Origin of the sequence: Breznakibacter xylanolyticus (assembly GCF_003254275.1) — a bacterium.
Taxonomy (GTDB): Bacteria; Bacteroidota; Bacteroidia; order Bacteroidales; family Marinilabiliaceae; genus Breznakibacter; species Breznakibacter xylanolyticus.
This window is the reverse complement of the sequence record NZ_QKZK01000012.1, coordinates 99,590-120,977: the sequence shown is the minus strand read 5'-3', so window position 1 is coordinate 120,977 and position 21,388 is coordinate 99,590. Positions and strand designations below refer to the sequence as shown.

At 45.9% G+C, this 21,388-nt stretch carries 19 protein-coding genes; 8 read left to right on the top strand and 11 right to left on the bottom strand.

Going from position 1 to position 21,388, the window contains the following annotated elements; genetic code table 11:
* Positions 1-40: 40 nt before the first annotated feature.
* From LX69_RS09045 to LX69_RS08995, 11 genes are all read right to left on the bottom strand, one after another.
* Positions 41-1,111 carry a sensor histidine kinase gene (locus LX69_RS09045; protein WP_111445664.1) on the bottom strand — a complete coding sequence of 357 codons (1,071 nt, stop codon included), beginning with the start codon at positions 1,109-1,111 and terminating at the stop codon, positions 41-43.
* 199 nt (positions 1,112-1,310) lie between these two features.
* Positions 1,311-2,531 carry an ABC transporter permease gene (locus tag LX69_RS09040; protein ID WP_111445662.1) on the bottom strand — a complete coding sequence of 407 codons (1,221 nt, stop codon included), beginning with the start codon at positions 2,529-2,531 and terminating at the stop codon, positions 1,311-1,313.
* A 277-nt stretch (positions 2,532-2,808) separates the two neighbouring features.
* A complete protein-coding gene (locus LX69_RS09035; protein WP_111445660.1) occupies positions 2,809-3,552 on the bottom strand; it encodes an ABC transporter ATP-binding protein in 744 nt (247 codons plus the stop codon).
* A 369-nt stretch (positions 3,553-3,921) separates the two neighbouring features.
* Positions 3,922-5,154: an efflux RND transporter periplasmic adaptor subunit gene (locus tag LX69_RS09030; protein WP_245934984.1), complete on the bottom strand. Its 1,233-nt coding sequence runs from the start codon at positions 5,152-5,154 to the stop codon at positions 3,922-3,924.
* A gap of 10 nt (positions 5,155-5,164) precedes the next feature.
* Entirely contained in the window at positions 5,165-6,502 is a 1,338-nt protein-coding gene (locus LX69_RS09025) for a TolC family protein (protein WP_111445658.1), read from the bottom strand.
* Positions 6,503-6,667: 165 nt separating this feature from the next.
* Complete coding sequence (gene rimM, locus LX69_RS09020) at positions 6,668-7,192, bottom strand: ribosome maturation factor RimM (RefSeq protein WP_170124311.1); 525 nt, start codon at positions 7,190-7,192, stop codon at positions 6,668-6,670.
* A gap of 102 nt (positions 7,193-7,294) precedes the next feature.
* Complete coding sequence (locus LX69_RS09015) at positions 7,295-7,837, bottom strand: 30S ribosomal protein S16 (RefSeq protein WP_111445654.1); 543 nt, start codon at positions 7,835-7,837, stop codon at positions 7,295-7,297.
* Between the two features lie 84 nt (positions 7,838-7,921).
* Positions 7,922-10,582: a hypothetical protein gene (locus LX69_RS18450; RefSeq protein WP_245934983.1), complete on the bottom strand. Its 2,661-nt coding sequence runs from the start codon at positions 10,580-10,582 to the stop codon at positions 7,922-7,924.
* 80 nt (positions 10,583-10,662) lie between these two features.
* Positions 10,663-13,029: a type IX secretion system anionic LPS delivery protein PorZ gene (gene porZ / locus LX69_RS09005; RefSeq protein ID WP_111445652.1), complete on the bottom strand. Its 2,367-nt coding sequence runs from the start codon at positions 13,027-13,029 to the stop codon at positions 10,663-10,665.
* Between the two features lie 73 nt (positions 13,030-13,102).
* Positions 13,103-13,717 carry an RdgB/HAM1 family non-canonical purine NTP pyrophosphatase gene (gene rdgB / locus LX69_RS09000; protein ID WP_185741707.1) on the bottom strand — a complete coding sequence of 205 codons (615 nt, stop codon included), beginning with the start codon at positions 13,715-13,717 and terminating at the stop codon, positions 13,103-13,105.
* A 98-nt stretch (positions 13,718-13,815) separates the two neighbouring features.
* Positions 13,816-14,646 (bottom strand): universal stress protein, encoded by an 831-nt coding sequence (locus LX69_RS08995; RefSeq protein ID WP_111445650.1) that lies wholly within the window; start codon positions 14,644-14,646, stop codon positions 13,816-13,818.
* Positions 14,647-14,889: 243 nt separating this feature from the next.
* On the opposite strand from LX69_RS08995, the gene LX69_RS08990 reads away from it, so the two are divergent.
* The 8 genes from LX69_RS08990 (at position 14,890) to atpA (ending at position 21,267) form a co-directional block, all read left to right on the top strand.
* Positions 14,890-16,338 (top strand): adenylate/guanylate cyclase domain-containing protein, encoded by a 1,449-nt coding sequence (locus tag LX69_RS08990; RefSeq protein ID WP_111445700.1) that lies wholly within the window; start codon positions 14,890-14,892, stop codon positions 16,336-16,338.
* A gap of 72 nt (positions 16,339-16,410) precedes the next feature.
* Positions 16,411-16,809, top strand: coding sequence for a bactofilin family protein (locus LX69_RS08985; protein ID WP_111445648.1), 399 nt, complete (start codon positions 16,411-16,413; stop codon positions 16,807-16,809).
* A complete protein-coding gene (locus LX69_RS17760; protein ID WP_111445646.1) occupies positions 16,781-17,182 on the top strand; it encodes a hypothetical protein in 402 nt (133 codons plus the stop codon). The genes LX69_RS08985 and LX69_RS17760 overlap by 29 nt, the downstream gene beginning before the upstream one ends.
* A 41-nt stretch (positions 17,183-17,223) precedes the next feature.
* Entirely contained in the window at positions 17,224-18,318 is a 1,095-nt protein-coding gene (atpB, locus tag LX69_RS08975) for a F0F1 ATP synthase subunit A (protein ID WP_111445644.1), read from the top strand.
* Positions 18,319-18,332: 14 nt separating this feature from the next.
* A complete protein-coding gene (atpE, locus tag LX69_RS08970) occupies positions 18,333-18,548 on the top strand; it encodes an ATP synthase F0 subunit C (protein WP_111445642.1) in 216 nt (71 codons plus the stop codon).
* A 9-nt stretch (positions 18,549-18,557) separates the two neighbouring features.
* A complete protein-coding gene (atpF, locus tag LX69_RS08965) occupies positions 18,558-19,052 on the top strand; it encodes a F0F1 ATP synthase subunit B (RefSeq protein WP_111445640.1) in 495 nt (164 codons plus the stop codon).
* Between the two features lie 76 nt (positions 19,053-19,128).
* Positions 19,129-19,665 carry an ATP synthase F1 subunit delta gene (atpH, locus tag LX69_RS08960; protein ID WP_170124310.1) on the top strand — a complete coding sequence of 179 codons (537 nt, stop codon included), beginning with the start codon at positions 19,129-19,131 and terminating at the stop codon, positions 19,663-19,665.
* A gap of 21 nt (positions 19,666-19,686) precedes the next feature.
* On the top strand, positions 19,687-21,267 hold the full coding sequence (gene atpA / locus LX69_RS08955) for a F0F1 ATP synthase subunit alpha (RefSeq protein ID WP_111445636.1): 1,581 nt from the start codon (positions 19,687-19,689) through the stop codon (positions 21,265-21,267).
* The last annotated feature ends 121 nt before the right edge of the window (positions 21,268-21,388 follow it).

Below are 21,388 nucleotides of genomic sequence, written 5' to 3'. Positions count from 1 at the left end.
AACCTTACACGCTTACACTTCAAAACCCTCAACTTTCACGTCATCCTTCCAGCACCAGCTTCACGGCATATTCGCGCTCGGTGGGATGAATGTCCAGCCGGTAACCCGACGGGTAAATGAGGTCGAGGCGCTTTTGAACGTTGCGCAGGCCAATGCCCCCGGTGGGACGTTCGTCGGGCACGGCAAAATTGCTGTTGCGGCACTCAAACTCAATGACGCGGTCGCTCACACTCAGGCGCAGATGGATGTACGACGGCTCGCGATGACTCACCCCATGCTTAAACGCATTCTCAATAAAAGGCACCAACAGCAGTGGGGGGATGAGCCGGTCGGGAAACTCGCGGGGGAAGTCCACCTGCAAATCGACCTTGGGCGACAGCCGCAACCGCATCAGGGCAATGTAATGCTCCAAAAAATCGAGCTCGCCCGACAGGCGCACCGTGGGATGCTCGCTCTCGTAAAGCAGGTAGCGCATCAGCTTGGAGAGCTGCATCACCGCATCCTTGGCCTGAGCGGTGTCGATGTCCACCAGCGAATAGATGTTGTTGAGCGTGTTGAAGAAAAAATGCGGGCTCACCTGACTTTTGAGGAAGGCTAGCTCGGAATTGAGCCGTTCCTGCTCCAAATCCTTTTGGCGACGTTCGTTTTGCATGAGCCGGTTGAGCGACCCCAACCCCATGGCAAAACCGGTGATGAGCAGCGATATCAGGCAGTAAAAAAAGAATCCAAACCCGCGAAAAGGCGGCTTGGGCACATACTTCATGTCGCCCAGCTTCTTCACCATCTCGGCAAACAGGCGGGCCCGCTCGGGGTCGTGCATCAGCACCTCGTTGATGTAGTTGATCACGAAATACCACACCGCAATGAGCGCCACCGACGCCACGTAATACCATCCGCGGTGCCCCTGCAAAAACAAGCGGGGCGTCAGCACCAGGTAGTTGATGTAAAACATGGCACCATAGGCCGCCATGTTGGCATACATCTGGTTGAGCGAATGCGTGTCGCTGTCGCCATACACCAGCCGGATGAGCATGGGAATCATCACCACAATGAACCACGCCAGCGCGTGCAGCAATACGACATGCAGTTTGTTGCGATTGGTTGAGGGCATGTTGTTGAAATATTAGAGTAAGACACAGTCGCTTGGCTATGCCAAGAAAGGCGCTAAGTTACACTGAGGTTTCTCATTCTCACTGCATCTCAGTGTCAGTTCTTAATGAAAAATGTATCAACGCTGAGTGATCTGCTTTTATTGAACACTGGTTTAAGGTTGCACAAACTTACATCATCACCTGAAAAAACAAAAACGCTTACTCATATCGCAGCGCATCAATGGGGTTGAGCGCCGAGGCCTTGCGTGCCGGATACCATCCGAAAAAGATGCCGATGGCCGAGCACACCAAAAATGAAAGCACCACGCTTTGCGAAGTAATCACCACCGGCCAGCCCATCATGCCCGACACCACGTAACTGATCAGGTATCCCAGCAAAATGCCCACAATGCCGCCCGACACGCTCAACATCATCGACTCAATGAGGAATTGTGCCATGATGTGAATGCTCTTTCCGCCAATGGCCATGCGCAGGCCAATCTCGCGTGTGCGCTCGGTCACCGACACAAACATGATGTTCATGATACCGATGCCGCCCACCAACAGCGAGATGCCGGCAATGGCGCCCAGCAACATGGTGAGCACGTCGCTGATGGAGGTAAACATCTTCACCAGTTCGGCCTGTGCCATTACCCGAAAGTCGTCGTCGGCCGGGTTGCTGATTTTATGCTGACGGCGCAGCACGGTTGAGATTTCGGCAATGGCCAGCTCGCTCTCCTCCTCGCTGGTGGCCGAGGTGTAAATGCCCTGTATGTGGTCGATGGCCAGAATGCGCCGCTGCACGGTGGTGTAGGGGGCGATGATCATATCGTCCTGATCCTGCCCAAAGGAGTTCTCGCCCTTTTCGGCCAGCACGCCAATGATGAGCATGGGAATTTTTTTGAAACGGATGGTCTGCCCTATGGGATCGGCCCCCTCGCCAAACAGGTTGTCGACCACCGTTTGCCCCACCAGGCACACCTTGGCCATGGCGTGCACCTCCTTGTCGGTGAAGAGACGACCGTCGGCCACCTCAATTTTTTTAATACCCATGTAAGCCACGTTGCCGCCATATATGGTCGATGGCCAGTTTTTGTTGCCTGCCACCACCTGGCCGCTCGAGCGCACCTCGGGCGACACGGCCGCCACATGGGGACACTCCTTGGCGATGGCCGTCACGTCGTCCATCGTGAGACTTTGCATGTTCGAAGGCCCCATTTGCACGCCGCCCCGTTGCTGCGACCCGGGCATCACAAACACCAGATTGGTGCCCATGCCCGACATCTGCTCACGGATGCTTTGCTTGGAACCCTGCCCAATGCCCAGCATGGCAATCACCGAAGCCACCCCGATGATGATGCCCAACATGGTGAGGAACGCCCGCATCTTGTTGCGAAGCAGTGCCCCCCCCGATATCTTTAATAAATTGGTATAGTTCATACGTTTTATATTTTGCCCCTCCTATCCCCCACAGGGGGAATCAGAAGAATTCCTTCGTGATTTTCACTTGACAACACTTCCACCCGATCACGCGATCAGGCTACTCATTCGATATCGTTGAGTTAAGACAAGAAGACGATAGATGATGAGATGAATAAAGATCTTTAGACCTGGTCTCTTCAGTCTTATCTATCTGTCTGAAGTCTCATCATCTTCCTGTCTGGCATCCAAACAACCTTGCTTTCACGCATTCAAGTCTGCGAAATATCTTCTTTACTCAATCATTTTCCACCGGCAAGGCGGCAATGAGTTCCGAAGCATAAAGGCGGTCGGTCACGGCCTGTTGCTTGATCACATGACCGTCGCGAAACACGATGCTGCGCTTGGTGAGCCGGGCAATGTCGGGCTCGTGGGTCACAAACACGATGGTCTTACCCTGGTCGTTGAGTCGCTGAAACAGCTCCATAATCTCGTACGAGGTGCGGGTGTCGAGGTTCCCGGTGGCCTCATCGGCGAGTATCACCACGGGGTCGTTCACCAGCGAACGGGCAATGGCCACGCGTTGCTGCTGACCGCCACTCAACTGCGCCGGCGTGTGATGCATGCGCCCGGCCAATCCCACCGCTTCGAGGGCGGCCCTGGCGCGGTCGCGTCGTTCGCGCGTCTTCACCCGCGGATTGTAAAACAGGGGCAGCTCCACGTTCTCGAGCGCCGAGGTGCGCGGCAACAGGTTGTATGCCTGAAACACAAACCCCAGCTTGAGGTTGCGAACTTCGGCCAGCTGGTTCTTGTCGAGACCCGCTACATTGATGCCATCCAAAAAATAATCGCCCCCCGTGGGCTTGTCCAAACACCCCAGAATGTTGAGCATGGTCGATTTGCCCGAGCCGCTGGTGCCCATGATGGCCACAAACTCGCCCTGGGTAATGGTGAGGTCGATGCCCTTGAGGGCATGCACCGTCACATCCCCCACGTGAAACTCCTTGCGCAGGCCGGCCACTTGTATGATGGTTTTGTCCATAATTGTTGATGAATGATGATGAAATGTAAAAGATAAACGCTGAGGCACAAAGGCGCTGAGTTATTTTGTTACGCCATGCGTTTAAATAACGATGCAGATAACTCAGAGTTCTATAGTAGTCCCTCATTAAGCAATATTAAATCCGCTAAATGATCACAACTTACAATATCGCTTGGTTATGCCCAGAGAGACGTTGAGTCGTTTTAATCAAGAAACCAACCTCACAAAAGCGATATTGCAGTATCGTTAAAAAAATAAACACTGCGCCGTTGCGCCTCAGCGTTAGTCTAATATCTACGTCCATAATAAGGTCGCCCCACCCGATGAAAACAACCAATGAAAACAATCTGTCGGGCGGGGCTTCCTATGCTATCGTCGGGGAGGACGCTGGGGCATAAAGGGGCTTCCGGTCTTTTGTCCCGCGGTTTGCGTTTCTTTTTCCTGGGTCATCGACACCACCACTTCGTCACCTTCGGCCAGCCCGGCCGTCACTTCATAATTGATGCCGTCGGTATCGCCCAACGTCACTGGGACGGGCTGGATGCGGTCGCCCTTTTTCACCCACACATGAGGCTGTTCGTTGCCGTCATTGGGAACCCCTTGGGGCTCAGAAGCGCCTTCGGTCATGGCCTCAGGGCGTTCATCGGGCTTGGCCACGCTGCGAATGTAGGCTTCCATCACCGTCTGTTCAGGGACAAAACGGGTGGCTTTGCCGGGCAACACCAACACGTCGTTCACTTCCTTTACATAAATGGTGGTGCTGGCCGTCATGCCGGGCAACAACTTCTTGTCGGGGTTGGGCGCATTGATGATGACGGTATAGGTCACCACATTGGAGGTCTCCACGGGCTGAATGCGGATTTCGGTCACGCTGCCTTCAAATTTTTGCTCGGGAAAGGCATCCACGGTGAACTCCACGCGTTGTCCCATCTTCACCTGACCGATGTCGGCCTCGTCCACGTTGGCCTCCACGCGCATCTGTGTCAGGTCGTTGGCGATGGCAAAGAGTGTGGGCGTGCTAAAGCTGGCAGCCACAGTCTGACCCTCGTCCACAGCCCGCTCAAGCACCACCCCGTCGATGGGCGAGTAGATGCGGGCATAGGCCAGGTTGATGCGACTCTTCTCGTAGTTCGATCGGGCACTGATGAGCGTGGCCTCCGACTTGCGGTAGTTGTACTCGGCCAGGTCGTAGTCCGACTGGGCAATGAGCTCTTTGGCCAGCAGCGCCTTGATGCGTTCGTAATTGGCCTTCTGGTACTTCACCTCAGCCTCGGCCTGATCGACGGTGGCCTTGCTCTGCTCGAGCGACGCCAACAGCGGCGTCTCATCGAGCTGCGCCAGCAACTGCCCCTTTTTCACCTCGCTGTTGAAATCGACATAAATCTTCTCAATCACGCCCGACACCTGAGTACCCACCTCCACCGTGAGGATGGCTTCGAGGGTTCCGGTGGCGGTCACCGAGTTGCGGATGTTCCCTTTGTGAATGGTCTCGGTTTCGACCTTCACGGGCAAGTTCTTGGCACTGCATGCTTTGAACAGCAGCAACCCCGCGCCAACCGTCACAACGGCGGCAATGGCGATGATATATTTTTTCTTCATCATGACATCAATGTTATAATGTGAGTGGAATGCCTTTGTAATAATCGAGTATTTTGGTGGCGAACAACAAATTGTATTTCGCCTGCAGCAGATTGCTCTCGGCCTGTATCAAGGAGTTCTTTTCAAACAGGTAATCAACCGAATTCATCAACCCCTGCTGCACCTTTTCGGCGGCCACCTGATGCGATTCGGCACCCGAGTCATAGGCATCCATGCCGGCCAGGTACTTCTCGCGGGCTGTGACCACATCCTGACAGGCCTGCTCAATTTGTTTGCGAAGGGTGTTGCGGGTGTTGATCTCGGTCAACTCGGCATCCGACAGCCCTATTTTGGCAATGTTGATGCTCGTTTTGATTTGTCGTTTTTGGTAGATGGGAATGGAAAGCGTCAGCCCCACCGAGGGGGTAAGCCGGTTCTGTATCTGATCGGCGTAACTGAATCCGTTGGTGGGATACGAGTACCCGCTGTTGATCCCCGCATTGAGCGACAGCGACGGCAGCCGGTCGGCCTGTGCCATGCGAATGTCCAGTTTGGCGCTCTCGGTTTGTAGGGCAGCGCTTTTAATTTGAGGTTTCTGCTGCAACGCCTGTTCGTAAATGCTTTGCGCCACCGGAATCTCCATCCCCGCCATGAGCGAATCGACCGAGGGTGAGGCGATGTCAAATCCATCGTCCACGGGCAGCTCCATCAACTGAAGCAGATTGAGGTGCGCCATGGCCAGGTTGCCCTGTGCATTGGCCAACGATAGTTTCTCGGCCGCCAGCGATGACTTGATTTGCAGATAATCGCTGCGCGAAACGCCGCCGAGCGTCATGCGTTCTTCAACCAACTGCAACTGCTTTTCGGTGGCCGCCACCTGATTGGCCGCATTGTTGACTTGCTCGCGGGCATAAAGAACCTGCACGTAAGCGCTCAGCACGCTCAGCTCCACCGATTCTTCAAGCGCCTTGGCATCAAGCAGGCTGCTCTCGAGTGTCAGTTGCGATTGTCGTATCGACTGGGACACTTTAAAACCATTAAAGAGGGTCACGTTGCCATTCACGCCATAGCTACCGCTGCGGCTTCCTTCATAAGCGCCATACTCGCCGGTGGCGGCATCCATTTGTTTGCTCCAGGTGAAATTCTGCGATGCCGACGCGCTCACCGACGGCATCCGCGAGGCCTGCGCCTGAGAGGCGTACTCCTCGCTCCGGCTCACCGACAAACGTGCCTTCTGCACCGACACATTGGCCTTGATGGCCTGCTCAATGCATGCATCGAGCGTCCAGGCTGAGGTTTGCGCACGAGCCAGTGGCGGCAGCACCATCATCGCTGCCATCATCCACAATGCTATTCGAAACTGTTTGGTCATTGTTTTGTGCTTTTATTAGCACAAATCTACAACCGGCTAAAGCCACCATAAAAGAAAACCGACCAATGGGCTATTTTTATAGACCAATAGGCCGGTTTTAAGATGCTGTAATAATGACTAAAACCATCAATGCTCCATCAGATGGCACATCTTAAAAAAAGATGCTTATAAATAAAGATCGATCAATCCCTCGGGGGCAGTGATGTATAGGATGTGCTTATCATCGTCAAGGCCATCAATGTATTCGTCGGCCACCGGCACCAAAATCTCGCCGGCACCGCCTTCAATCACGAAATAAGGATTGCGTTCGGGGTCGCGAATCTCGATGATTTTGCCTAATTCACCATGTTCGCTGTCCACCACCAAGAACCCGATGAGCATCGACGAATGAATGCCCTCTTCATCCATCTCCAATTCGTCACCTTCCACCCAAACTGGCACGTCAGCCAGACGTCGGGCAGCAACTTCGGTGGTGATGCCGTCGAAATGCACCATCAGCGCGCCATCGCCCCGGGTGCGACTCTCCTGCACGTAAAAGGGCACCAGACCGCCATCGAGGTCGAGGAACAAAAAATCACAGGTGATATCCTGCGCATCAATCCCGTTATTCAGCCGAATCACCACTTCACCGGACACGCCATGTGCCTTGGTGATGACACCGATATGTTGACAATTACTTTTTTCGATCATTGGTGTTGCATTTGGCGCAAAGATAGACATCTTTCCAAACCTGCATTCACAAAAAAAGCCACCGCAATGCGATGGCTCTGTAAGACTTTTACGTCGAATGGCTTATTCAGCAGCTTCTTCAGATGCAGTCTCTTCGGCAGCAGCTTCCTCAGCGGGAGCAGCAGCGGCAGAAGCAGCAGCTTCAGCATCGGCTTTTTTCTTTGCCAGTTCAGCAGCTTTCTCAGCATTGATTTTTGCTTCGATGGCCAGACGTTCTTTGGCAGCAGCATTTTTGTCGCTGGCCAATTTATCTTTTTTAGCCTGAACTTTGGCAACTTTCTCACCCTGCCATTTGCTGAAACGGTTTTCAGCTTCGGCAGCATCAAAAGCACCTTTTTTCACACCATCCAACAGGTGTTTTTTCATCATCACGCCTTCGTTTGAAAGCACTTGACGAACTGTGTCGGTAGGTTGAGCACCATTGTTGAGCCAGTTCAAGGCTTTGTCAAAGTCTAACTGAATTGTAGCAGGATTCGTGTTAGGGTTGTAAGAACCCAAACGCTCGATAAACCTGCCATCTCGTGGCGCCCTGCTGTCAGCTACCACAATGTGGTAGTAAGCATACCTTTTGCGACCGTGTCTTTGTAAACGAATTTTTACGGGCATCGGAATAATTTTAAATAGTTAAAAACCTTTGTGGTTTGAGGGTGCAAATATAAACTGTTTTCACCAAATGTAAGCCACTTGTTTTTATTTTTTTGATGATGAATATGAAACCGTATCGAGGGGATAGTGCAACAAGCGCCCCTCGCAGCCTCCAACCACCACACCAAGCCTGTCGCCATTGGCATTCAATCGTCCAATGGCCAATGAAGTAATCCCATTTTTCGGAAAACCATTGCACAAAAAACCGTCGGAACGATAGAGATAGACATTCCCATTCGCCCCAACCACACCAATGCGTACGTCATCGTCAGCCAAAGGGTAGATTTCCACAACCGGACGCAAAGGACTCCCCGGCTCGGACTGCCAATGAACTTGCCCACGACCGTCAATCAAATACAAATAAAGCGAATCAACAACAGCCATGAGACCTTGACGACCAGGCAATGGCTTCATGGCCGCAGGGCGCGATTGCAATGCCACCGCCATTCGGCTCACCCCACCCGATGGCAAGGCAATTGAAGCCAACTGACCATCAGAACCAAACGTCAACAACTCATGCTTTCCGCCTTGTATGGCATAAACAAAGGGCATCGATGGCATCTGATCAAACTCATCGGACAACTGCACGCGCTGATTCCCACGACGATCGAGCAAGTAATGGCGTGATTTGTCGGCCAAAACCCAATAATCTTTACCCCCCACATCAAAATGCTGCGGAACCGATACGGAAGGATTTTCAGTTCGTGTCAACACCCAATCGGCGATGCGATTGCCTTGATGATTGTATAACCCGATGGTTCCGTCTGCTCCTGTTATGAAAAAGCGATAATCGTGCGTCTTTTCATAATCGACCACGGCCACCGGCTGAACTGCAGGCGATGTCAACAAGATGGGGAAATGCGGCAAATCATTCCCGTTCCGATCCATCAAATACAACGACGAGGCAGTATTGAAAACATATTGAAGCTTCTTATTATGAAAACAATCCACTTGCCCCACATCGCCCATGATCAGCCCATCGAGTTGCTTTTTCCACAACACCATCCCATCACCATTTAACAAATAAAGCCAACTGTCAGCATCCTGCACCAACAATTCATGTCTCCCGGTGAGGTGATTGACCACTACCTGGGGCTTCCCCACAAGAGGCACATCAAATTTACGCTGCCAAATCACGCCGGTATCTTTAGCCGATTCACTGCCAACCCGCAACGCCGCATTCACATATACAGGCCCAACTCCTGACGACAACTGAACAGCAAAAGCATTAAAACGCTGCAATGCGGCATAATCAGAAGCAAAAAGCCGCCCTCGTTCATTCAGACAGGGAGCCACCCATTGCCGAATATATCCGGGAGCCATGTAACACATTATGTTTTGAGAGGCGGGAAAACGATTCATAAACTCGCGAAACGCGGCATCTTTCAACAGAGTCATGTCTCTTAAATTATCAACCACAAAGCGTTGAAGTGATGCAACAGAGACACCAAATATTAAATAGTTATTGTAGATGGTATAGAATTCACCGGGTGCCCCATCAAAAAGGCCGCGCATGGCCGCGGTCATTTCGTCACCAGAAAAACCTTGATATATGGGAATATTAGCTACCAACTCGGAACTGACAAACCCCACGGGCTCAACACTTCGAATGGTATCATTTAGTAATCTTGACATCTCCGTAAGTGCCTTTGCCTGACTATGGGTTTTCAACACCAAAAAAGGCTCCACACCTATGGAATCACCCGACTCGCAATGAATTAGAGCAATCTCGCCATCCAAACACCCCATAAGGGTTTCGAACAGAGGTGACGTTTGGTTTTCGGCAATAACAACATTCGATAAAAATCGCACTTCGCTCCCACGCACCTGATAGGCCAACATAAAACGGGTTCGCATGGGGCAAACCTCCTGAATTTGGCTCTCGCTCGGAGTCACGCCTTTTAGCAAATTATCCATTCGGCTCTGCGTGGGCGTGCCAATCAGGAAACCGGACAGTAAGAGATTCTTGTCCTTAACCTCAATGTCAAAACCCAACCATTCGCCCAACATAGAAAAGCGTTGAAGACCGTTTTTCGCATCGCCAAACAACGCCAACACTTCAGCCAATCGGGTCGGATGCAAATAAAGATGCGCTATAGCCCGGGCACCCAAGGCTTTTTGCATTTGCAAAAACGTTTCATTATGACGAAAACTTCGATTCGATTGAACCTGCCCGAACGATGCCTTCAACGCATGCAAAAACTGACTAATTACCACTCGACCATCCTTAACGGCTACATACCACAACGAATCAGTACAATAAATTGCGGCATCGCTCATCCCGTCCACTTTTACTTTCGAGGCATGCCCCTTCATCCATCGCTTCACCGATAAAGCCTCTTGTTGATTGACACAATCGAAGCACCAAGCGTTCACGACAGAATCATTTAACGTGAAAAAGTAATGATAAAATGTCCGATCTGTCAAGTGGCTCGCCAACGGCATTTGATGACGTCCCCAACAATTCACTTCATCAAAAAAAGATTTAAAAGCAGGCAGTTCAGACAAGGCAGACTCTAACACAGAGTCATTGGAAATCAACAATGAGGACTGATGAATGCGAACAATAGCAAACGCATCTTCCGGGATCACATCTACACAACGTCCCTCCTCAAATGCTTGATTATAGTAGAGTAAATAAAAAACAGATGAGATAGAGGCCATCGCCAACACAACGATTACCCCCCAAAAAAAATTCTTCTTCATGTTCGGGTGAGTCATAACAAATAAGCCGTATCTGCGCACATATATGTCGACGCAAATAAGCGGTTAAAATTTACGACTTTTTAATTCACAATGAGAATTTTTCCGGTCGCCACTAAACTTCCATCCGACGATGTCACCAAAACCACATAAACACCTGATTGCACACGTTTACCCCACATATTATTACCATTCCAAACGGCCTGCCCCCCCAACGACGTGGTCTCAAAAACTAAATTACCACTCGGATCAACAATTTTGACATTTGAATTTTTAACCATTCCAGACAGAGTAATGATTCCTTTATATTGGGGTTGAACAGGATTCGGATAAACACGCACTTCACTCATCGAAGATTGCCCCTCGGTAGCGGTTCCCTTAAATGAAACAATGCCGATGCCGGTTCCTATAAACACTTCTCCCGTTTGAGGATGAATCGCGATACTCATTATTTCATTCGAAAGCAATGGACTATTATCCACCGTAAAATGCTCAATCGTGCGGGTTCCATCGGCTGAAACCAAGTACACGCCCGAAGCCTCTGTGCCAATCCATTTCCTATTAGCGCCATCCACAGTAATCGCTGTCACCTTTTCCGACTCCAATAAATAATCCACATACAATGGATCATCTTCTCTGGGGATTTCGACATACCGAAAAACAGGATAAGCTTCCTTGAAAACCTTTTCAGGCGAATAATTTACCAACACTCCCTTGTCGGTTCCCAACCATAAATAACCACTTAAATCACGTGTCAAGCAATAGACATTACTGGTTACCTCTTCATAGTTTTTATCCCATATCCTGATTTTTCCGACATGACGCGAATCCCCGGCCGGATCATAAGGACTACGATAAATATCATCAGAATCATCATCGACAGTGCCATTGGTATTGAACACATAAATACCTCTTCCTTGATTCAATGATATGACAACTAAAATCCAGATGTTAGAATTCTCATCCACCACCATCTGCCCCATAGTATGCTGACTAAGCAACCTTTCATAATCATATCGATACCATTTCCCATCTGATGATTTCACAACCACTCCTTCACTCTTTTCCGAATTGGTCATAAACAGATTCCCGGTTTTATCAAAAACCATCCCCCCCACACGAGCATAACCGTACATCCCTGAAATCGTCTGTAATGCACTATTTTCCACATAATAATTTTCCGTAACCACACGATCATTCACCTCAAAAACGCCATTACCCCACGAACTAAAAAAAACACGATTGGCATCATTCGGATCTACTGCAATCCCTAAAACATCTCTCTTTCCGGTCAGCAGCTCATCGGTAGTACTGCTTAAATTTTGCCATGTTCCATCATAAAAATACATCTGAGCGGCCAGATTTCCATTGTTCCACAACGTCGTTCTGGCTCCGGGGGCAACAACCAAACGATTACCGGCAAACTTCAATTCATGACATCCATTGGTCAGAGGCCCATCCGCCACAACAGTTTGATCAGTCTCTTCCCCTTGCCTCATTAACAATCCATACGCTCGATCAGCCACCCATAACGTGCTCTTATCAGATGACCACACCGCATCAGTAAATGATGGATTAACAACAACATCACCCTCTAAGCGAATATCGTTCTTTTCAAGAATAAGTTCAAATTGGTCATTTATTGAATAAACAGACGATGATGTTGTTACCAATGCCCAATCACTCCCTGAACGAAGCGACTGAAAGCCTGTCAAATTGGACAACAACATCCAACCATCATCCCCTGAAACAAACAAATCCATCTGCGTAGCAGATGTTTCATGTACAAAAATCAACCGTCCACCAATAGATGCGACACTAATTATTTTACCCGAATAAACTTGCTCCCAAGCATCATAATACCACAAACGTCCATTATCAATCGCAGCTCTGTATACCCCCTTCAATGTTGAAACGTAAAAAAAACCATTCAAAACAGTCATCCCGGTTACACTTAAACTTTCACCATCCACTCCCAAATAATAGACATCTGCAATCTCGCGTTTATTAACATCAACAACCATGATTCCAAAGGCAGTACAACAATACAAACGACCTTCATAAGCATAAAACCCGTTAATCTGCTTACTCCCAGACATATTCTTCTCCTTCAAATCAAGTATCGAATATGTGTTATCACCTTCAATTATATCAATCCCCCCATCAAGGTAACCCACAACCATATGATCATCCTTCAAAAACTTAAAAGCAGTTATCCCGGTACCCGATAGGTAATTCACCTTGCTATACTTTTCGATGTGATTTTTCTCAGGGTAGTGCCTAAAAAAACCATTCCGACTGACCCCTACGACCGATTTACCATCATTATCAACAAGGGCACACTCCCGATAAGATAGATGATCCCGCCATTGTCCACTCGCCAGTTGCGAATAACTCGAATCCATAATCATCAATAAAACGACACAAAAAACGAATCGCAACATCATCATCTTTTATTTAAAGCGTTACACTCAACTCTTAAAAAACAAACGTCATCAGTCAACCACATCATACGACCATATATCAAGCGTCACCGTTCAACATCCTTTCGATATGGGCAATCAACAAAGCAACAGCACGACCTCTATGGCTGACTTGGTTTTTTACACTCAAATCTAACTGCGCAAACGTCGCATCAAAACCATCAGGCATGAAAATTGGATCATAACCAAAACCCTTTTCCCCCATAGGCGATTCTGTAATAACCCCATTCACGATACCTTCAAACTGCAACTCCTCACCGTCATGAATCAAGGATATTACAGTTCGAAACCGGGCTCGACGATTCTCCTCTCCCTTCATTTGTTGCAACACCAATGACATATTATGCAAGGCATCACGCATCTCACCGGCATATCGAGCTGAATACACGCCCGGCGCACCATTCAGCGCCTCAATTTCCAACCCGGTATCATCAGCGAAACAACTCATTCCAAACTTTTGATAAACATACCAGGCCTTCTGTGATGCATTGTCTGACAAAGTCACCCCTGTTTCCGGAATATCATCATCACACCCCAATTCGCTCAACGATCTCAATGTCACTATCGAAGGACACAGCACTTTTATTTCGGACAACTTATGCAGATTATTGGTTGCAAAAACCAATTCCAATCCACGCTTCAATTCCTGTTTCATCAAAAAAATAACGAGAGATAAGTCACTATTATTTCAACAAAAATAAAAAAAGCCGTCATTTATCATGAACGGCCTCTTACAACTTATAACATCATTAATTACATAAATCCATAACCATATTTCATTAAGTCATTTCGGGGATTAACAACCAAAACCGGTATTTTTGCCTCATTCGCAATAATATACTGTTCCTGAGCTCCCAACACATAATCATGAAAAGCAATATCTCGGGTCGTCATCGCAATGATCATGTCAGCTTCAATGCGCTTAGAGAACTGAATGGTTTCCTGAGAAAAAGAACCACCTCCCGACCCAATGGCCAACTCGTAGTTGATTTCTTTTTCGTCTAAAAACTTTTTGGCAAACACCACATTCGCCTTTGTGCGGCTATCCACAGCACCTTCTTTGGTTGAATAGGATAATAAATAAATCTTGGTCTTTAAATAGTGCGACAAAAACTCAACCCATTTTAACTTCTCTTTATTTTCACTTTTAAAATCAATGGGGAAAACAATTTTTTCAACTGAAGTGCGAATAGGAGGTTCTTGAACCACTATAAAAGGAACTCGGGAACCGACAATAACCTTTAACGCCCAACTACCTGTCAGTTTTTGAAGACCTTTCATGCCATGTGTTCCCATAATTACGATAAGGGCATCCATTTCTTCGGCAGTATGCTGAATGGACTTGAATATATTCCCCTCACGCACTAAGGCAATGGGACGCTGACCAAATTGCTGTTCAACTTTTTCAGCAACCTCGTCAAGTTTACTTTGCCATTCAGATGTCTGCACATCACTTTTCACAATGTGCAACAAAGTAATGCCGGTATTCAGAGTTTTTGAATAATTTATTGCATGAGCGATAGCATTGTCCGCAATTTCAGTAAAGTCATACGGAACTACAATTTTATTATTGGTTGTATTCATAGAATTGTAAGATGAGATGTCTGTTTTTTCAGGAATAAATATACTACATTTGAGAATACCAACAAAAACTCTTTCAAGATAATTTCACAAAACACCAACCTCCTCACTAACAACACCCTTAGAGTAACAATGAAGATCCTCCTCATACACACCTTCTTCTGCATGCAAAATTTGATCAACCAACTACTGTCAAACAACGCATATAAAACAGAATATTACCATCCTCACAACTTGTTAATAAAGATGTTTACACCCGTGCAGCTAACTTCTTTGCCATTTCTTGCCTTCACCTTTGCTGCAACAACAGCCCTCACCATTATTATTCTGATTTTTTTATATAAACGCTTTATAAATCGTGCAATTATACAAATCAATCACGAAACACGTCAAACACTGGAACTTGAATATCAAAAAAAACTAAGAATAGAACTTCTGCGCAAGCACAACGAACAGAACCAATTCACAAAAGAAGAACATCACACAGGATCAAAAAAACACGACCACGTCACAGTTCTATTTGCAGACATTCAAGGATTTACCAAGATTGTAGAACAACTACGCCCTGAAACCTTGGTCGACGAACTCGACAAGTTCTTTCTACAATTCGACGAGGTTGCATTCAAATATCATATCGAAAAAATCAAAACCATTGGCGATGCATATATGTGCGCAGGTGGGATTCCCGACAAAGTGCGTTCAAACCCAATTGAAGTAATATTAGTTGCATTGGAGATGCAAAATTTTATGAAATCCGCCATCCATCCCTCTACCATGAATGGCGTTTCAGGGGTATGGGAATTGCGAATCGGCATCCATACAGGATCTGTGATTTCCGGTAAAGTGGGTCGAACTAAAAATACCTTCGACATCTGGGGGGATACTGTTAACATAGCCTCACGAATGGAGTCATCAGGCATTCCAGGCGAAATAAATATTACTGGCGTAACATACCAATATGTCAAAGATTTTTTTGAATGTCAGTACCGGGGAAAAATGCCCATCAAGTACAAAGGAGAAACAGACATGTACTTTGTCAAACGCCTAAAACAAGAATACTCAGCCGATGAGAATGGTGTACTCCCTAACGAAGCATGTCTGATAAAACTCCAACACATCCGATTCTCGGATCTGGAAGATGAATTTTTGTCCCGCCTCAATATTGAACTCCCTAATTCTCTTTATTTTCACAATGTAGATCACACCATTAATGCGATTGCACAAGTTGAAATAATTGGTCGTGGAGAAGGCATTGACGAAAAAGACTTATTACTATTAAAATCGGCTGCATTATTTCATGATGCCGGTTACTTACATCAATATCACAATCCCAAAGAATACAGTTTATTAATTGCGACCGAATATCTTAAGAAACATCACTTTGCTGACGAGCAAATCCATGCCATATCTGATCTGATTAATTCCACACGACCTGGAAATACCCCGACCAATAAACTTGAAGAAATTATGACCGATGCCAACATGCATCACTTAGGACGTCCGGACTTTTACCACCAAAGCGAAAAACTTCTGAAAGAAATGCTGGCCAATGGCATTGCCATTTCACCCGCTGAATGGATTCAAAACCAAACCCGATTAATCGAATCACATCATTTTTTCACCAACACGGCTCGTAAGTTGCGACAAGTGAACAAACAACACCAGCTCGAAAAACTCAAAGCCATCAAATTCTAAATTTTTGGTCATTTTTTTTGTGCAGAAGCCAATAAAAGTGCTAATTTCGTTTATATCGAAACATCTAAAGAAATGGGAAAAACATTCGAAGTCGAAAACAAATTGCCCAACATGATTGGCCCGGGAACTAAAATCATTGGAAATATTGAAACCAATGGTGACATTCGCATAGACGGCTCGATCGAAGGGAATATTTCATCTAAAGGGAAAGTCGTTATCGGCGCCAATGGCAATGTTAAAGGAGAAATTCAATGCGCCAACGCCGAAATCTCCGGCTCTTTAGACGGCAAAATACAAGTTGCAGATTTACTCTCCTTAAAAGCGACCAGCAAAATTACAGGAGAAATGAAAATTGGAAAACTTTCCATTGAACCCGGTGCCATGTTTACAGGAAACTGCAGCATGCTTAATGCGACCAATGCACCAACTTATAATAAAGACGTTGCCACAAAATCGTCACAAGAAACATAATACTGCATCACTTTTTGCAGCAACAGGACTCTCGATAGCCAGTCTATTTATCATCAACCATTACGACTGGATAGATCTGGATTTTAAAGTATTAGCAATACCAATACTTTTTAGTAGCGTCCTTTTCATTCTGTTTTCATTTTCATTCAATTTTTTCAGAGATAAAATCATCGGGAAAGAAGGATTTTATTTCTTATGTACCTCTCCGGTTAAGTTAATACTTTCTACAACCTTTCTGCTTTTATTGAAAAAATTTGCAACTACAGGATTTCATCTTGTTGCATGGATTTACATCATCCATTATTTACTTATGCTCCTTATTGATACAAGAGAGCAAATAAATATTTTAAAAGAAAACGATCATCATCATTGAGATTCTGTTTCAAATAAAGTAAATTGTGGTTTTAAAAATTGATGCTTGTGAGCAAGACAATAAAATATTGGCTAATAACTGCATTCGCATTACTCTTAACAGGGCAAATACATGCATCGTCTAATACCGAATCTTCTTCTGAGGAAAGATTCAACCCGGTAGATTTAATCATGCACCATGTGGGTGATTCTCATTCTTGGTCTATTATTCATAATGATCAATTTGATTTAACACTCCCACTTCCCATCATCCTGGTACATGATGGACGAATCAGTGTATTTTCTTCATCTGCGTTTGGACATGGTGAAAAAATTGTCAACAACGGCAATTACTATTACAAACTCCATCACGAAAAGATTTACCTGACTGATGAAAAGGGAATACTTCAACTCAACGAACAACACCTCCCTACAAACCAACAACCTCTTGATTTTTCCATTACACGAAACGTTGCATCCATGTGGCTGAGTATAATTCTATTGCTCACACTATTTGGCATATCAGCCCAACGATACAAACATAACATGTTATCTCGCCCCAGAGGGGTACAATCATTCCTTGAGCCAATTATTTTATTTGTTCGCGATGACATCGCCTATAAAATGATTGAACCTTCAAAAGCCGACCGCTATTTACCATTCCTGCTCACTATGTTTTTCTTCATTTTTATCAATAACCTCATTGGACTCATTCCCTTTTTTCCGGGAGGCAGTAACCTCACCGGCAATATTTCGCTGACACTGGCACTGGCCTTATTCACGTTTATTGTCACAAACATCAACGGCACAAAGAGTTATTGGACACATATTTTTAACCCTCCGGGGATACCGGGCTGGGTCAAAATCCTCATTATTCCGGTCGAAATCATTGGCCTTTTCACCAAACCCTTTGCATTACTCATACGTTTGTTTGCAAACATTACAGCCGGCCACATCATCATTCTCTGTTTGATATCGCTCATCTTTATCATGAAAACCATTTATTTTGCTCCGGTATCGATCTTATTGAGTGTATTTATGTCAACACTCGAATTACTGGTGGCTTTATTACAAGCATTTATATTCACGCTTTTATCGGCGTTATACATAGGCATGGCAGTTCAACAACATGAACATCATCCTGAAAGTGCTCACTAAAAAACAATTGCAATATGGAACAAGTAGTAAATTTAGCGCCCATTGGGCTTGGATTAATCATCATCGGATTAGGCATCGGCATCGGATCAATCGGGAAAAGCGCCATGGAATCAATTGGTCGTCAACCTGAAGCTGCTTCAAAAATTCAAACGGCTATGATTATTGCTGCGGCATTAATAGAAGGTGCCGGTTTGTTTGCCATCGTTATTTCTTACCTGTTAGGAAGCTAAAACAGATTTATGAATCTATTAACTCCGGAACCGGGACTCCTCATCTGGTCTTCTGTTTCATTTCTCATACTACTATTTCTTCTAACCAAATACGCATGGAAACCAATCATCCATGCGCTAAGAGTTAGAGAAGAAACCATTGCATATTCACTTCGAGAAGCTGAACGAGCAAGGCAGGAAATGGTCAATATTGAGAAAACTCAAAAACAGATTCTCGATCAAGCTCGAGTTGAACGTGACGAAATGATTAAAGAAGCAAAAGAAATTCGCGATAAACTCGTCATGGAAGCACGTGATGTGGCCAAACTTGAAGCTCAAAAAATCCTTTCTGCAGCGAAATCTCAATTAGAGCAGGATAAGAGAGCAGCGATTGAAGACCTCAAAAAACAAGTCGCCCTTCTCTCTGTAGACATAGCTTCCCGTTTGTTGCAACAAGAACTTTCCGATCCTGAAAAACAAAAGGGGCTGATAAAGAACTATCTTAACGAAGCCACCTTTAATTAAGGACATGTGAGATGTTCAACTCTGACCGCATTAAATTGCTGATAAAAAGACTCACCCAACGCAATAAATTTTTGTTGTGAATAATAGTCTCATTGCTGTAAGATATGCCAAGGCATTATATGGATTAGCGGTTGATCAACATACTGCCGATGCCATCTATCTTGATTTGTGCATGATAGAAAAGATGCTCAAAGCGACACCTGATTTGCATATTTTCATGCAAAATCCCATATACAAACCGTCCCAAAAGAAGGATTTTTTATCGGCACTGCTTGTTAATAAAACGAATCCGACAACTATCAACTTTCTTAAGGTCATCATTGACCAAAAGAGAGAAAGCCTTATTGAGGACATCATCAGGAATTTCTCGGATTTGTATCGGGCAGGAAAAAATATCAAATGCGTCACACTTATTGTTGCTGCACCGATCTCAATATCTTTTCAACAAGAAATCAAATCATTATTAGAAAAGACGTACCGTACAGAAATCGAGTTAACGACTGAGATTAAACCAGACTTACTGGGAGGGTTCATTTTAATGATGGATGGAAAACTAATGGACGCCAGTCTTTTGCACCGGATTCAAGAAATCAGAAAAAAACTTGTTGGTTAACAACAAAATAGCAAGGAATCAATGGAACAATTTAAACCTTCTGAAATATCAGAGCTGCTTCGCAAACAAATCGAAGGCTTTCAAACATCATCTCAATTAGAGGATGTGGGAACTGTACTTCAAGTCGGAGACGGCATTGCCCGTGTTTACGGACTCAAGAATGTCAGGGCCAACGAATTAGTTGAATTGGCATCATGTAAAGGAGTCGTGTTAAACCTGGAACAGGACAATGTTGGAATCGTTTTATTTGGCGCCTCGAGCAAGGTGCGCGAAGGCGATTTAGTTAAAAGAACAGGACAAATTGCTTCCATTAATGTAGGCGAAGGGCTGTTAGGTCGTGTGGTCAATACCCTTGGTGAACCAATTGATGGCAAGGGCACCCTTAAAGGTGAACTTTTTTCAATGCCCCTCGAACGGAAGGCTCCGGAAGTTATTTACAGACAACCGGTAAAAGAACCCCTTCAAACAGGATTGAAAGCGATTGATGCCATGACTCCTATCGGCAGGGGGCAACGAGAACTCATTATCGGGGATCGTCAAACCGGAAAAACCACCATTGCCATTGACACTATCATTAACCAACGTAGTTTCTTTGAGAGTGGAAACCCGGTATATTGTATCTATGTAGCCATCGGACAAAAAGGCTCTACTGTTGCTCAATTGGTCAACACACTTGAAAAACACGGTGCGATGGAATACACCGTCGTTGTTTCTGCAACAGCATCAGATCCGGCTGCCATGCAATTCTATGCTCCTTTTGCAGGAACAGCGATCGGTGAATTTTTTAGAGATACCGGACGCCCCGCACTAATCATTTATGATGATTTATCAAAACAAGCCGTTTCGTATCGTGAGGTATCACTGTTGCTGCGCCGGCCACCAGGCCGAGAAGCCTACCCTGGTGATATCTTTTATCTTCACTCCCGATTACTGGAGAGATCGGCCAAAATCATCACTTCTCAAGAAATTGCATCCCAAATGAACGATTTGCCGGACTCCATCAAGCATTTGGTCAAAGGGGGAGGTTCATTAACGGCTCTGCCAATCATCGAGACACAAGCAGGTGACGTTTCTGCGTATATCCCCACCAACGTCATCTCAATAACAGATGGGCAGATTTTCTTAGAAAGTAACTTATTTAATGCCGGGATACGCCCTGCAATTAACGTTGGGATTTCGGTCTCTCGCGTCGGAGGTAACGCCCAAACAAAACCGATGAAGAAAGTGGCCGGAACCTTAAAATTGGATCAGGCACAATACCGAGAACTGGAAGCCTTTTCAAAATTTGGCTCCGACCTTGATCCAGCTACAATGGCAGTATTAGATCGGGGGCGAAAGAATGTTCGAATCTTAATACAACCACAAAACCAGCCCGTTGCTGTAGAAAAACAAATCGCCATCATCTATTGCGGCACCAAAGGCTTGCTAACCGATGTCCCGGAAGATAAAGTGGCGCATTTTGAACGTGAATTCATTGACATGCTTGAAGTTCGATCTCCCGACACATTAAAACAATTGGGAGCCGGCATCATCAATGATGATATCACCAACACGCTTGAATCGGTGGCAGCAGACATTGCCAAACGATTCGCAAAGGTCTAATGAAATATTCTTCAGCAATTGAGCTTGATAATAGATATTCATAATTGCAGAGCTACATCTTCAATATGGTCAATGAAAAATGCTTTAGTAATACGAATTAAGGCGTGAGTATGATTTTCTC